Raw genomic sequence first — 13,710 nt, forward strand, 5'->3', positions numbered from 1 at the left:
GATGCTGGAACGCCAATTGAGCGGATTGCTCAAGTCAGAACCGGGTTACCCGCCGAAGCTGAGCGTTGTGCCCGCACCGCGACAGGCCGCCGGCCCCGACCCCCGCCCAGCGCGCAACCGGGCCGCGGCCCTTCACCGGCGCGGTGACACCGGCGAGGCGGCACCATTGCGCGGAACCTGCCGGACGGGCTGCCGCGGCAGCTACCTCAGCCTGAGCGACGGCACCGGCGCCAGTGAAGCCACCGTGCGCGCACGACGGGGGCGCAAGCCGTAAGCCCGCCGCCCCGGGCACGCGCCGTGGAACCTCAGCGGGGTGTGAGCGTGACGGGGAACTTCGTCACGCCGCGCACGAAGGCGTTGCGGAGGATGCGGGGGCCTTCGGCGTCGGCCCACTCGGCGGTCTCGACGCGGGCGACGAACTCCTCGAAGAAGATCTGGAGTTCGAGGCGGGCCAGGGACGCGCCCAGGCAGAAGTGGGGGCCGAGGCCGAAGGCGATGTGGTCGCCGGGCCGGCGGGTCACGTCGAAGGCGGCGGGGTCGTCGAACACGGCCTCGTCGCGGTTGGCGGAGCCGTACATGAGGAGGATCTGGCCGCCGGCGGGGATCGGGACGCCGGCGATCTCGGTGTCGGCGGCGGCGACGCGGCACATGTTGAGGATGGGCGTCGTCCAGCGGACGAACTCCTCGACGGCGTCCGGGATGAGGGACGGGTCCTCGCGCAGCCTCCGCCACTCGGCGGGGTGCTCGATGAGGGCGCTGAGGGTGGTCGCGATGACCGTCCGGGTCGTCTCCGCGCCGCCGACGAGCAGCAGCAGCGCCTCGTGGGCGAGGTGGTCGTCGTCGTAGGCGGGCTGGCCGGGGCCCGCGTTCGACCAGATGGACAGCAGGTCGTCGGTGGGGCGGGCGCGGCGGTCCTTGGCCATTTCGAGGACGGCGAGGGCGTACTCGCCGGCGGCGATGGTGGCGTCGTCGGTGATGTAGCGGCGGCCGCCGCCCGCGAAGACGGCCGTCTCCGACCAGTGGACCAGCTGCGGCCAGGACTCCTCGGGGAAGCCGAGAAGCCAGCCGATGACGCGGGCGGGCAGGGGCGCGGCCAGCGCCGGGACGGCGTCGACGGTGCCCGCCTCCAGGGCGGTGGTGATGCAGTCGACGGCGGTCGCGCGGATCCGGTCGGCGTAGCGGGACACGCCGCGCGGGGTGAAGCGCTGGTAGACCATGCGGCGGCGGTGCGCGTGCTCGGGGTCGTCCTGCCCGATCATGGACGGGTCGGCCGGGAGCTGCGGGCGGTAGCCGCCGGAGTTCGTCCACAGCTTCGGGTCGCGTTCCACTGCGAACACATCGGCGTGCCGGGAGACGCCCCACAGTTCGTTCTCCGCGTCGTGGTAGACGGGGGCCTCGGCGCGCAGCCGGGCGTAGACGGTCCAGGGGTCGGTGGCGTACATCTCGCCGTCGAGAAGGTCGATGTTCATGGGGACTCCTCGGGGATGACTCCGCGTAGCGCGTCCGCGCCGAACAGGGGCTCGAAGATGGCTCGGTAGTCGGGGCCGCGCCGCAGGTGGTGGCCGCCGTCCACGTTGATGATCTGGCCGGTGATCCAGGACGACTCGGGCCCGGACAGGAAACGGGCGGCCTCGGCGATGTCGTCGGGCTCGCCGACGCGGGAGATCGGCATGCAGGCCAGGTAGTCGTCCAGGACGGGGCCCGGGTCGGTGACCCCGGCGACGAGTTCGGTGCGGACGAGGCCGGGCCGGATGCCGTTCACGCGGATGCCGACGCCGCCGAGTTCGTCCGCGCCGAGCTGGACGAGGTGGTCGACTGCCGCCTTCGACACGCCGTACGCGCCGAACCAGCGGTGGGTGCTGGACGCGGCGATCGAGGAGATCGCGACGAAGGAGCCGCCGCCGGTCCGGGCCATCAGCCGGGTCGCGTGCTTGAGGGTGAGCATCGTCCCGGTCGCGTTGAGTTCGAGGGTCGCGCGCCAGGCGTCGGCGTCGAGGGCGGGGACGGGGCCGACCGAGGTGGTCCCGCCCGCGCAGGCGATGACGGCGCGGAGCGGGGCGTTCGCGGCGGCGGCGCGGACCGCGGCCTCGACCTGCTCCTCGGAGGTGACGTCGGCGACGACGTGGCGGGCGCCGATCGCGGCGGCGGCGTCCTTCAGGCGGGCCTCGGTGCGGCCGCAGATCGTGACGTCGGCGCCGTCGGCGGCGAGGCGGCGGGCGCAGGCCAGGCCGATGCCGCTGCCGCCGCCGGTGACGAGCGCGGCGGTGCCGGTGAGGGCGGCCATCAGTGCTCCACCGCCGTCATGCCGCCGTCCACGGTCAGGTGCGCGCCGGTGATGAAGGACGCCTCGTCGCTCATCAGGAACCGGACGGCGGCCGCCACCTCGGACGCGGAGCCGAGGCGGCCCATCGGCGACTTGGCGCGGAAGCCCTCGAAGACGTCGGGGGGCGCGGTGCCGCGCAGCATCGGGGTGTCGATGTAGCCGGGGCACACGGCGTTCACGCGGACGCCGTCGCCGGCGAGGAGGTGGGCGAGGGAGCGGGTCAGGCCGAGGAGCCCGGCCTTGGACGCGCTGTAGGCGGGCAGGAACGCGTTCCCGACGAGGGCCTCGATGGAGGAGATCCCGACGATGGCGGAGCCGGGCCCGGCCTTGAGGTCGTCCAGGATCTCCTGCGTGATGAGGGCCTGCGCGCGGAGGTTGACGTCCAGTACGGCGGCCCAGCGTTCTTCGGTGAGGTCGCCGACCGGGTGCGGGCCGGGGACGCCCGCCGCGTGGACGAGCCCGCCGATGGAGGCGAGCGCGCCGCGGGTCTCGGCGACGGCGGCGGCCAGCGCGGGGGTGTCGGTGACGTCGACCGTGAGGGGGTGGACGGTGCCGCCGGTGTCCTCGGCGATCTCCTTGGCGCGCCCGGCGGGGTCGGTGCGGTCCCAGAGCGCGACCGGGCGGCCGGACTCGGCCAGGGCGCGGGCGCAGGCGGCGCCGATGCCGGACGCGCCGCCGGTGACGATGACACCCGTGGGGACGCCTGGGGGGACGCCTGTCGGGGGGACGCCCGTCGTGGGGGAGTGCGACATCCACGGCTCCTCGGCACGGAATCGGATGAGCCTCGAATCTAGACCAAAGTCTCAACCAAGCAAACGGTAGGTCTATCGTGAACCGGGGCGGGATGCCCGGCAAGGGTGGAAGGCCCCCTGATGTACGCGTTCGACGCGAATGTACGGGAGAATGGGGAATGGCCACGGCAAAGCGGGGGAAGCGGAAAGGCAGGACGTTTTGAGCGGCGACATGCGGTTCACCGTCACGCGCACGCTGAGCAAGGACCAGCAGGCGCGGCGGGAACGGCTGATCGACTCGGCACGGGAGCTCGCGCTCGAGGGCGGCTACGCGGCCGTCACCATGCACGACGTCGCGGACCGCGCCGGGGTCGCCCGCGCGACCGTCTACCGGTACTTCGCCACCAAGGACCACCTGCTCACCGAGGTCGCGGCGGCCTGGGCGCACCGCGTCACCGACGACATCGACGCGCTCGCGGTCGGCGACACCCCGCTGGAGCGGCTCACCGCGCTGCTGGAGCGCATCGTGTACGTGGCGGCGGAGGAGCCGACGCTGACCTCGGCCATCATCCAGGCGGTGACCTCGAACGACTCCAGCGTCGACGATCCCCGCACCATCCTGTTCCTGTTCCTGCGGGACCGGCTCTCGACCGCGATCGGCGATCCGGTGCCCGAGCGCGACGACGTCGAGATCGTCCTCGGCAACATCCTGCTCGCCGCGCTGATCGGCCTGGCATCGCTGCGCCAGCCGGCCGAGGAGGTCGCCGCGATGGTCCGCACGGCCGGCCGGCTGGTGCTGGGCGGTGCGCTCGCCGCGGCCACCGCACCCTAATGGTCCACTTTCCGCAGGTCTGATTGGACCTGTCGCATGGACCATCGCGGTCCTAGCGTACTCACATGACGAATCCGCTGCTGTTCCTGCTGGCCGCGCTGGTGCTGGTCGCCATCCCCGGCCCGAACCACCTGTACATCGCCACGCGCAGCATCGGCGAGGGACGCCGTGCGGGGGTCGTGTCCGCGCTCGGCGTCGAGACCGGCACGCTCGTCCACATCGCCGCCGCGGCGGCCGGGCTGTCGGCGGTCGTCGCCGCGTCCGCGACCGCGTTCGGCTTCCTGCGCTACGCGGGCGCCGCCTACCTCGTCTACCTCGCCTACCGGACGCTGCGCGGCCGCGACGACGCCGGTGAGCCGGAACTCGAACCGCAGCCGCTGCGCCGCGTCTACCTCGACGGCATGCTCGTGAACGTCCTCAACCCGAAGGTCGTGCTGTTCTTCCTGGCGTTCCTGCCCCAGTTCGTCGACCAGGGCGCGGGCGCGGTGCCGCTGCAGATCGCGGTGATGGGCATCGTGACCGCGCTGATCGGCCTGCTCAGCGACATCGGGTACGCCCTGGCCGCCGGTTCGATCGGGACATGGCTGCGCACCCGTCCCGTCTTCCGGCGGCGGCAGCGGCACGCGACGGGCCTGGTGTACCTGGGTCTGGGGGCCGCCGCCGTGTTCGCCGTGCCCGGCGGCCGCCGCGCCTGACGTTCCCGCCGCGCCTGACGTTCCAGCGGGGGCGAGGACGGATTGTCATCCAGGTGATAACCGTCCTGACGCATTGCGTAGACGGCCGTGCAGCCTCGGCCGATCCGTCATCGGTAGCTTCCGGAGAGCCCCGTACACCGAGGGGGCGGGGGAGGTGCGACGGTGACCACGACGCTTGGGGAGCGCTCGCCGCTGAAGCCCTGGGCGGGCGTTCCGAGTGAACTGTCAGACATATTCCGGCCCCATCTGGACGCCTTGGCCGAGGAGATGATCGAGGAGATCCTCACCGGGATCCCCGAGTACTCCCGCCCGCAGGACGAGGAGTACGCGCGGCTCGTCCGCCTCGCGGTCGAGGGCGCGCTGCGCCAGTTCGTCGACCTCATCATGGACCCGGAGAGCTCCTGGGAGCCGGTCGCCGCCGTCTACCGGGAGATCGGCTGGGCCGAGGCCCGCGAAGGCCGCAACCTGGACATCCTGCAGACCTCCCTGCGGCTCGGCGCCCGCGTCGCCTGGCGCCGGCTCGCCGCCGAGTCGGAGCGCTACAACGTCTCCCGCCGCACCCTCGCCAGCATCGCCGAGGCCATCTTCGCGTTCCTGGACGAGATCGCCCGCGCCGCCGCCGACGGCTACACCAAGGCGCGCGAGCAGGAGGCCGGCGAACTGGAGCACCGCCGCCGCCGGCTCCTGGACCTGCTGCTCGCCGAGCCGCCCGCCGCCCCGCAGGCCGTCGCCGACCTGGCGCGCCTCGCGCAGTGGCGCGTTCCCCGCACGGCCGCGGCGGTCGTCCTGTACGAGCGCAGGCAGCAGCCGTTCTCGCAACCGTCGCTGCCGCCCGACGTGCTCGCCGACCTCAACCGCCGGGAGCCGTGCCTGATCGTCCCCGACCCGGAGGGCCCGGGACGCGGCCGGATGCTGGACCCGGCGCTGCGCGACTGGGTCGTCGCGATGGGCCCCACCGTCCGCGTCGAGGACGCGGCCAAGTCGCTGCGCTGGGCCCGCGAGGCGCTGCCGCTCGCGCGCCGCGGCGTCCTGCCGTCCGACCGGCTGATCCGCTGCGCCGACCACATGCCGGCGCTGATCATGTTCCAGGACGAGGAACTGGTGCGGACCGTCGCCGAGCGGCGTCTCGCGCCGCTGAAGGCGGTCCGGCCGCGGCATCGCGAGCGGCTGATGCGCACGCTGCTGGCCTGCCTGCAGAACGGGTTCAACGCCACGGAGGTCGCGCACCGCCTGCACGTCCACCCGCAGACCGTCCGGTACCGGCTGCACCAGCTGGAGGACCTGTTCGGCGGGCGGCTGCACACGCCGGAGACGCGGCTGGAGATGGAGATGGCGCTGACCGTATGGCTCACCGCACCCGAGCCTTCTCAATCAATCGATTGACCATAAGCCGGGCCACCGCCTAGCTTGGCCCTATGGCCAGCAGCATGACCAGCGGCGACGCCGCCCCGGAGCGCATCCTCGGCGCGGCCACCCGGCTGTTCGCCGCGCTCGGCTACGACGGCACCTCCACCCGCATGATCGCCGAGGCGGCCGGGCTCAACGTGGCCACCGTCGCCTACCACGTCGGCGGGAAACGGGACCTGTACCTCGCCGTCATGGAACGTGCCCACCAGGCCGAACTCGCGGTCCTGGAGGACGCGATCGCCCAGCTCGGCACCGGTCCCGAAGAGATCCTCCAACTCGTCGACCGCTATGTCGACTTCTGCGTCGAGAACCCGGAAGTGCCCGCGCTGTGGATGCACCGCTGGCTGTCGGACGCCGCCGACGTCGCGCACCTTGAAGCGCAGTTCGTCAGGCCGCTGTTCGACCTGGTCGTCGCCGCCGCCCGCAAGGTCGTGCCCGACGACGTCGACATCGAGTACGTCGTGTGGACGGTCGTCTGGTGCACCCACGGGTTCGGGACCGGCGGCGTCCTGGACGCCGACGGGCGCCGCCACGGCCTGGAGGATCCCCGCGAAGTCGCGCGGTTCCGAGCCCACGTACGCCGCCTCGTCTCCAACGCGATCGGGCTGCCCGGCGGCCGGGACGCCTGATGGCCGCCGCGCTGCCCCGGCGCAGCCTCCTCGGCTACGGCATCGGCTCGGTCGGCACCGGCGTGTTCTCCGCCGTCCCCGGCCTGCTGCTCCTGTACTACCTGACCGACGTGCTCGGCGTGTCCGCCGCGCTCGCCGGCGTCGTCCTCGTGGTGCCCAAGGCGTGGGACGTCCTGCTCAACCCGATCGTCGGCGCCGCCAGCGACCGCGAGGCCGTCCGGACCGGCCGCCGCACCCGGCTGCTGCTCGTCGGCGCGGTGACGCTGCCGCTGCTGTTCGCCGCGATGTTCGCGGTGCCGGTCGAGTCCCCGGGCTTCGCCGCCGCCTGGGCCGGGATCATGTTCCTGCTGGCCGCGAGCGCCTTCGCCTGCTTCCAGGTGCCCTACGTGGCGCTGCCCGCCGAGATCTCGACCGAACCGTCCGAGCGGGGCCGCGCGATGGCCTGGCGCGTCGTCTGCCTCACGCTCGGCATCCTGCTCGCAGGCGGCCTCGCCCCCGCCCTCGCGGACGCGGGCGGAGGCGGGCGCGCCGGGTACGCGCTGATGGGGGCGGTCGTCGGGCTCGCCATGGGCGCCGCGATGATCGCGAGTACGCTGGCGAACCGCTGGATCCCGTCCCGCCCCGGGCCCCGCCCGCTGGGACTCATCGCCGCGCTGCGCACCGCCCGCGGGAACCGCCCGTTCTTCATGCTGCTCGGCGCCTACGTCACCAGCACCCTCGCCGTCGCGATCATGCTGGCCGGCGCGCCGTACGTGGCGACCTACCGGCTGGACGACTACGGGCTCACCTCCGCGATGTTCGTCTGCATGGTCGGCCCGAGCGCGTTCGCCGTCCCGATGTGGCACCGGCTGTCACGCAGGTACGGGGAGGTCGCCTGCTATCTGGCGGGGCTGGTGCTGTTCGCGGCGGCGGCCGCCGCGCTGTACCCGGTGATCACCTCGGTGGCCGGTGTGCTCGCGCTCAGCGCCCTGATCGGCGTCTGCTACGCGGCCGTCCAGCTGCTCCCGCTCGCGCTGCTGCCCGAGACCGTCCACGCCGACACGGAACGGACCGGGCACGCGCAGTCCGGTGCCTTCACCGGCCTGTGGACGGCCGCCGAGACCGGCGCGCTGGCCCTCGGCCCCGGCATCTTCGCTGTGATCCTCGCCGTCTCGTCGTTCCGCTCGTCCGACTTCGATACCCCCGTCGTCCAGCCGGGCTCGGCGCTGACCGGTCTGACCGCCGGTTTCACGCTCGTCCCGGCCCTGCTCCTGCTGCTGAGCGTCCCCCTGCTGCTGGCGTACCGCCGGCTGGCCGCCGCCCACCGACGCATTGAGGAACCGCAACGCCATGCCGTCTGACCACCTGCCCGAGAACGGCCGCCCGGCCGGCGAGCTGCTCACCGAACTCGCCCGGCTGCGGGACGCCGACCTGCCCGTGCGCGGCGGCCAGGTCACCGCCTACGTCTACGACACCGGACGCGAGGCCGTGCACGACCTCGCCGCCACCGCCTACCTGGAGATGCTGGAGGTCAACTGCCTCGACCCGACCGCGTTCCCCAGCATCGTCGCCCTCGAACGCCAGATCGTCGCCGTCGTCGCGGGCAGGCTCGGCGGCGGCTCCGGCGTCTTCACCAGCGGCGGCACCGAGTCGATCATGCTGGCGGTCAAGGCGGCCCGGGACGCCCGCCCGGTCGACGGGAAACCCCAGATCGTGCTGCCCGCGACAGGGCACCCCGCGTTCCACAAGGCCGCGCACTACCTGGGCATGGAGGTCGTGCACGTCCCGGTCGACGCGTCGTTCCGCGCCGACCCCGCCGCGACCGCCGCAGCCCTCACCCCCCGGACCGTCCTCGTCGTCGCCTCCGCCCCCTCGTACCCCCACGGCGTCATGGACCCGGTCCCGGAGATCGCGTCGATCGCCGCCTCCGCCGGCGTCCCCTGCCACGTGGACGCGTGCGTCGGCGGCTGGGTCCTGCCCTGGCTGCGGGACACGGGACGCGACGTCGCGCCGTTCGACCTGTCCGTGCCCGGCGTGACGTCCCTGTCCTGCGACCTCCACAAGTACGGTTACTCGCCGAAGGGCGCCTCGGTCGTCCTGTTCGCGGACGAGTCGCTCCGCCGCCGCGCCTACTTCGCCGCCGCGGAATGGCCCGGCTACACCGTCATCAACGCGACCGTCCAGAGCAGCAAGAGCGCCGGCCCGCTCGGCGCCGCGTGGGCGACCCTCAACGCGGTCGGCGCCCACGGCTACCGCGACCTCGCCGAGAACGCGATGAAGGCGGCCGAACGCCTGGTCGCCGGCGTCGCAGAGATCCCGGGCCTGCGCGTCCTCGGTGAACCCGTCGCCCCGCTCGTCGCCGTCGCGTCCAGCGACCCCGGCCTCGACGTGTTCGTCATCGCCGACGAGGCGCGGTCACGCGGCTGGTTCTTCCAGCCGCAGCTGTCCTACCAGGGCATCCCGCCGAACCTGCACTTCACGCTGACCGGCGTCAGCGACATCGAACCGCTGCTGGCCGCCCTCGCCGACTCCGCCGAGGACGCCCGCGCCGCCGGGCCCCCCGACGTCCCGTCCGACCTGGTCGGGGCCCTCGCCGACCTCGACCTCGACAGCCTCGACGACGCCGGTTTCGCCGGGCTCCTCGCGTCCGTCGGCGTGGACCTGACCGGCGGCCCCGAGATGGCCCAGCCCGAGATGGCCGTGGTCAACGCCATCCTCGACGCGCTGCCGCCCGCGACCCGCGAGGCCCTGCTGATCCGCTTCCTGTCCGCCCTCTACGCCTGACGCCCTGCGCCTGACGCCCTGCGCCGGACACGGGCGGGTTCAGCCGAGGCGGATCAGCCGCTCGACGATGGACGGCTCGTCCAGCGTCCGTACCAGCTCCAGCGGAACCTTCGCCGCGCCCGCCGTCAAGGTGCCGACCCGCTCACCGGTGCCCGCCTGATGCGGGGGATCGCCCTCGACGCCGACCGGCACGGTCAGCCCCGGCCAGCCGACGACGGTCACGGGGGACGCGGCGCGCAGCGGCGTCATGCCGCCGAGCCCGTCGTCGACCCGCGCGACCTTCGCGCCCTTCGGCGCGAGGGTCGCCGCGACCAGCGCGCCCTCGGCCGCGATGACGAGCCGCTGCGCCGCGTTGACGGCGTCCGCCGCCGACTGGGATTCCTGCCCCATAACCGCGCCCACGATCACGGCGTTCACGCCCTGGACGTCCTTGCGCGCCGCGAACACGAAGTTCCCGCCCGCCGCGTCCGTGTACCCGGTCTTCCCGCCGATGACGCCGTACTGGCCCAGCAGGTAGTTCCCGCCCTGCCGCGACAGGCCGCCGTCGTCCGGCACATACGCCGGCTTGCTCACGATCTCGGCGAACGCCGGGATCCGCATCGCCGCCCGCAGCAGCTTCACCTGGTCCGCGGCCGTGCTCACCGTCCCAGAGTCGTAGCCGCTCGGGTCGGTGTAGCGGGTGCTGGTCATCCCCAGCGACCGCGCGGCCGCGTTCATCTTCGCCGCGAACGCCTGGTCGCTCCCCGCGTCCCACCGCGCCAGCTCGTGCGCCACATCGTTCGCCGAGATGATCAGCAGGGCCTCCAGCGCCTTGCGCTGCGTCAGCCTCTGGTTCGCGGTCACGCCGAGGATCGACTCCCCGCGCTGCTTGCGCATCGGGATCTGCGCCGCCGCCTGAGGCGACACCGTCATCACCGGCCCCGCCTCACCCGGCTCCAGCGGATGATCGCGCAGGTACACGTACGCCGTCATCACCTTGGCGACGCTCGCGGTGGGCGTCGGCGCCGACCCTCCGGACGAGCCCATCGTCCCGAGCCCGTCCACGTGCACGACCGACTGCCCCGCCGACGGCCACGGCAGCGCCGGGGCCTGCCCCGGGAACGCGTGACTGGACGTGATGGCCAGATCAACGGCCGGCTCGGGGACCGGCCGCACGAGCTGCCCCGTGACGACCCCGGCGACCAGCACCAGGACGGCCACGAGGACGACGAGCCCGCGCCGCCCCCGCTTGGCCTCCGTCCCTTCCGCCGCGGGCGCCGCCGGGGGAACCGGGAGGACCGGAGGAGCCGGGGGAGCGGCCCCGTCCCAGGGCACAGTCCACTGCCCCGAAGACCGCGCGGCCGGAGATTGCCGCTGCGGCGCGGCCTGCGGAACCGGCGGCTGCGGAGCCGGACCCCGCTGTGGCGGCGGCTGTGGAACCGGCTGCTGCTGTGGTGGCGCGGTCTGCGAGGACGGAGCCGGCAGGCGCTCGACCCGCGTAGGCCCGGTCCCACCGGACGGAGGCGCGTCCTTCGGTTGCCGCCCAGGCGCAACGTCCTTCTTGGACGGAGCCTCGGCGGGAGAGGCGGCTCGCGGCGATTCGTCCTCCGCGGGCGCGACGTTGGCCGCCGCGTCCTGCTGAGGTGCGGGTGACGCCGCAACGGCGCCGGTGTCCTCGGCGGCGCCCGGCTTGGCGGCGTCGGGCTCCGCGGCCCCGGCGGCCTCGGAGGGGGCCTTCTCGCCGAGGTCCGGCACCTTCACGTACCAGGGGCCCGTCGGGGGAGAGGCGGGTTCTCCGGACGGGTCGCCATTCGGCTTGGCGGGACGGCGGATGGGGATGTCCGGTCTCGTCAGGGAGACCTTCGCGGGGATGCGGAACTCGGCGGTGGCGGTACGCGCGGGCTCCCGCTCGTCCTTGGAGCCGGACGTCACCGGTTCCCCCTTGGCGTCGTCCACGGCCCGACCCTCCTCGACTGGTGCCCCCGGCAGACGGAGCGGTCTCCCCGGCAAATCCCGTGCATATTGAAGGATGCGCAGTTTAGCGAGAAGGTTCGCGTGGATTCGCAACGGCTGCGCAGGTGTCGCGCGGCGGCGTGAACCCGGACGGGGACTCGCGGAGATACATCGGTGACAACGTCCCCGCACGGGAAGGCCCGGTGCGCATGCCATGGTGTTCGCGATGACCGCACCCCCGACGGCTCAGGAGAGCGACGCCGATCTCATCGAGTGTTCGCTTGCCGACCCTGAGGCGTTCGCCGCGCTGTTCGACCGCTACTCCGCGATGCTCTTCCGGTACGTCTCACGGAGGCTCGGCCCGGAGGCGGCGGAGGACGTCGTGGGTGAGACGTTCCTCGCCGCGTTCAGCAAGCGGCACCGCTACGACCTGGCGCAGCGGGACGCGCGGCCGTGGCTGTTCGGCATCGCGACGAAGCTCGTCGCGCGGCACCACCGGACGGAGGCGGTGCGCTACCGGGCCCTGCGCAGGAGCCCGGTCGACGGGCCGGTCGAGGGACCGGCCGACAGGGTCGCCGCCGGGGTGACGGCGTCGGCGTCGCGGCCGGCGCTGGCGGAGGCACTGGCCGGGCTCCCGAGGCGGGACCTGGACGTTCTGCTGCTGGTCGCGTGGGGCGACCTGGCCTACGAGGAGGTGGCGCGGGCGCTCGGCATCCCCGTCGGCACCGTCCGCTCACGCCTGAACAGGGCCCGGCGCAAGGTGCGCGCGGCGCTCGGCGGCACCGACCCGACGCGCGAGGAGGCGTGACCGTGGACGATCTCGAGATGCTCAGCGACCTCGGCCGGAGCCTGGAGCATGAACCACCGGCCTCGCTCGCCCGGCAGCGCGGGCGGCTGCTGGACGCCGCGAAGGCACCCGGACGCCGCCGCCCGGGGCGGTGGACGCTGCTCGGCGTGGTGGCGGCGGTGACGGCCGCGGCCATCCTCGTCCCCGCGACGATCATGCATGTGCGGGACGCGAAGCCGGTGGCGACGGGCACGACCGCGCCGGTGGCGGGCGAGGCCCTCAATGTGCTGCTGATCGGCTCGGATGGGCGGCGCGGCGGCCACGCGGCGCTTTCGGACACCCTGATGCTCGTGCATGTGCCGGCCGACCGGAAGAACATCCGCGTGGTGAGCTTCCCCCGCACCTTGCTGGTGACGATCCCGAGCTGTGACAACGCGCGCGGGAAGGTCGTCCCCGAGCGTCTCGGGCTGATCAACTCGGCGTTCTCGTCGGGCGGCGCCGCCTGCACGCTGAAGACGGTGGAGTCGCTGACCCGGGTGCAGATCGACCAGACCGTGGTGATCGGCTTCGCCGCGTTCAGGAAAATGGTGGACGCGCTCGGCGGCGTCGAGATGACGCTGCCGGAGCCGGTCGCCGACCCGAAGGCCGGTCTGGACCTGCCCGCCGGGACGCACACGCTGGACGGCACCCGGGCACTCGCCTTCGTCCGGTCACGCGCCATGGGGGGCGGCTCGGACGCGGAGCGCATGAAGCGCCAGCATGCGTTCATGATCGCGCTGGTGCGGGAGGCCAAGGAGCAGCGGCGGGCGAATCCCGTGCGGTTCGCGAAGTTCCTCGCCGTGGTGGCCGGTTCGGTCGAGGCCGAGCCCCGGCTGGCCGCCGGCAGGCTGCAGGCCCTCGCCGGCGGTTTCGTGAAGACCGGCGCCCTGGACGTGGAGTTCAGCGTCCTTCCGGTCCGTCCCGCGTCGGCGGATCCGAACCGGCTCGTGTGGGACGAAGTGCCCGCCGAGCGGCTGTTCGCGCCGTTCCGTGAGTGAGCGATGAGTGAGGCCGTTTCTGCCGGGTAGGGCCCGAGACATCCGGGCCCCAGCGACGACCCACGAGGCTCAAGGAGTGAGCGATGGCAACGAAGATCCGCGAGATCATGACCGGTTCGCCGACGTCGGTGTCCCCGGAGCTCGACATCGTGACCGTGGCCCGCGCGATGCGCGACGAGGACATCGGTGCCGTCCTGGTGGCGGACGGCGACGAGCTGCTGGGGCTCGTCACCGACCGCGACCTGGTGATCCGCGGGCTCGCCGCCGGCGGTGACCCGACGCAGTTGAACATCGGCGGAATCGCGAGCAGCGCGACCGCGACCGTCGGGCCGGACGACTCCCTGGACAAGGCCGCGCAGGTCATGCGGGAGCGTGCCGTGCGGCGGCTCCCGGTGCTCGAGGACGGCCGCCCGGTCGGGATCGTGTCCATCGGGGACCTGGCGATGGAGAGGGACGAGGTGTCGGCGCTCGCCGACATCAGCGCCGCTCGCCCGAACACCTGACGCCCGCCCGACCACCTGTCCCGCGAACCGACCCCCACCAGGGCGCGTCCGGCGGTTCCGCCGGTCTCCAT

Annotated in this window: 13 protein-coding genes; 9 read left to right on the forward strand and 4 right to left on the reverse strand. The window is 73.4% G+C overall.

What is annotated here, in order from left to right:
* Positions 1–305: 305 nt before the first annotated feature.
* From ACTWPP_RS01495 to ACTWPP_RS01505, 3 genes are read right to left on the reverse strand one after another with little or no spacing between them, the layout of a single operon-like run.
* A complete protein-coding gene (locus ACTWPP_RS01495) occupies positions 306–1,469 on the reverse strand; it encodes a cytochrome P450 (RefSeq protein WP_443102191.1) in 1,164 nt (387 codons plus the stop codon).
* Positions 1,466–2,284 (reverse strand): SDR family oxidoreductase, encoded by an 819-nt coding sequence (locus ACTWPP_RS01500; protein WP_443102192.1) that lies wholly within the window; start codon positions 2,282–2,284, stop codon positions 1,466–1,468. Before ACTWPP_RS01500 ends, ACTWPP_RS01495 begins: the two co-directional genes overlap by 4 nt.
* Positions 2,284–3,075: an SDR family NAD(P)-dependent oxidoreductase gene (locus ACTWPP_RS01505; RefSeq protein WP_443102193.1), complete on the reverse strand. Its 792-nt coding sequence runs from the start codon at positions 3,073–3,075 to the stop codon at positions 2,284–2,286. Before ACTWPP_RS01505 ends, ACTWPP_RS01500 begins: the two co-directional genes overlap by 1 nt.
* 211 nt (positions 3,076–3,286) lie before the next feature.
* Here ACTWPP_RS01505 and ACTWPP_RS01510 point away from each other — a divergent pair, with 211 nt between their 5' ends.
* The 6 genes from ACTWPP_RS01510 (at position 3,287) to ACTWPP_RS01535 (ending at position 9,380) form a co-directional block, all read left to right on the forward strand.
* A complete protein-coding gene (locus ACTWPP_RS01510; RefSeq protein WP_443102194.1) occupies positions 3,287–3,886 on the forward strand; it encodes a TetR/AcrR family transcriptional regulator in 600 nt (199 codons plus the stop codon).
* A gap of 65 nt (positions 3,887–3,951) precedes the next feature.
* A complete protein-coding gene (locus ACTWPP_RS01515; protein ID WP_443102195.1) occupies positions 3,952–4,581 on the forward strand; it encodes a LysE family translocator in 630 nt (209 codons plus the stop codon).
* Between the two features lie 162 nt (positions 4,582–4,743).
* Positions 4,744–5,964 carry a PucR family transcriptional regulator gene (locus ACTWPP_RS01520; protein WP_443102196.1) on the forward strand — a complete coding sequence of 407 codons (1,221 nt, stop codon included), beginning with the start codon at positions 4,744–4,746 and terminating at the stop codon, positions 5,962–5,964.
* Between the two features lie 32 nt (positions 5,965–5,996).
* Entirely contained in the window at positions 5,997–6,617 is a 621-nt protein-coding gene (locus tag ACTWPP_RS01525) for a TetR/AcrR family transcriptional regulator (protein ID WP_443102197.1), read from the forward strand.
* Positions 6,617–7,957 (forward strand): MFS transporter, encoded by a 1,341-nt coding sequence (locus tag ACTWPP_RS01530; protein ID WP_443102198.1) that lies wholly within the window; start codon positions 6,617–6,619, stop codon positions 7,955–7,957. The genes ACTWPP_RS01525 and ACTWPP_RS01530 overlap by 1 nt, the downstream gene beginning before the upstream one ends.
* Entirely contained in the window at positions 7,947–9,380 is a 1,434-nt protein-coding gene (locus tag ACTWPP_RS01535) for a pyridoxal phosphate-dependent decarboxylase family protein (RefSeq protein ID WP_443102199.1), read from the forward strand. The genes ACTWPP_RS01530 and ACTWPP_RS01535 overlap by 11 nt, the downstream gene beginning before the upstream one ends.
* Positions 9,381–9,419: 39 nt before the next feature.
* Here ACTWPP_RS01535 and ACTWPP_RS01540 read toward each other — a convergent pair whose 3' ends face one another.
* Positions 9,420–11,315, reverse strand: coding sequence for a hypothetical protein (locus ACTWPP_RS01540; RefSeq protein WP_443102200.1), 1,896 nt, complete (start codon positions 11,313–11,315; stop codon positions 9,420–9,422).
* Between the two features lie 223 nt (positions 11,316–11,538).
* Between ACTWPP_RS01540 and ACTWPP_RS01545 the strand changes: the two genes are divergently transcribed.
* The 3 genes from ACTWPP_RS01545 to ACTWPP_RS01555 all read left to right on the forward strand — a co-directional run bounded on the left by ACTWPP_RS01545 (position 11,539) and on the right by ACTWPP_RS01555 (position 13,639).
* Complete coding sequence (locus tag ACTWPP_RS01545) at positions 11,539–12,120, forward strand: RNA polymerase sigma factor (RefSeq protein ID WP_443102201.1); 582 nt, start codon at positions 11,539–11,541, stop codon at positions 12,118–12,120.
* 2 nt (positions 12,121–12,122) lie between these two features.
* Positions 12,123–13,136, forward strand: a complete 1,014-nt coding sequence (locus ACTWPP_RS01550; protein ID WP_443102202.1) for an LCP family protein — start codon at positions 12,123–12,125, stop codon at positions 13,134–13,136.
* Between the two features lie 83 nt (positions 13,137–13,219).
* Complete coding sequence (locus ACTWPP_RS01555; RefSeq protein ID WP_443102203.1) at positions 13,220–13,639, forward strand: CBS domain-containing protein; 420 nt, start codon at positions 13,220–13,222, stop codon at positions 13,637–13,639.
* Positions 13,640–13,710: the final 71 nt, after the last annotated feature.

Source organism: Actinomadura sp. 3N407 (genome assembly GCF_052245875.1).
Taxonomy (GTDB): Bacteria; Actinomycetota; Actinomycetes; order Streptosporangiales; family Streptosporangiaceae; genus Spirillospora.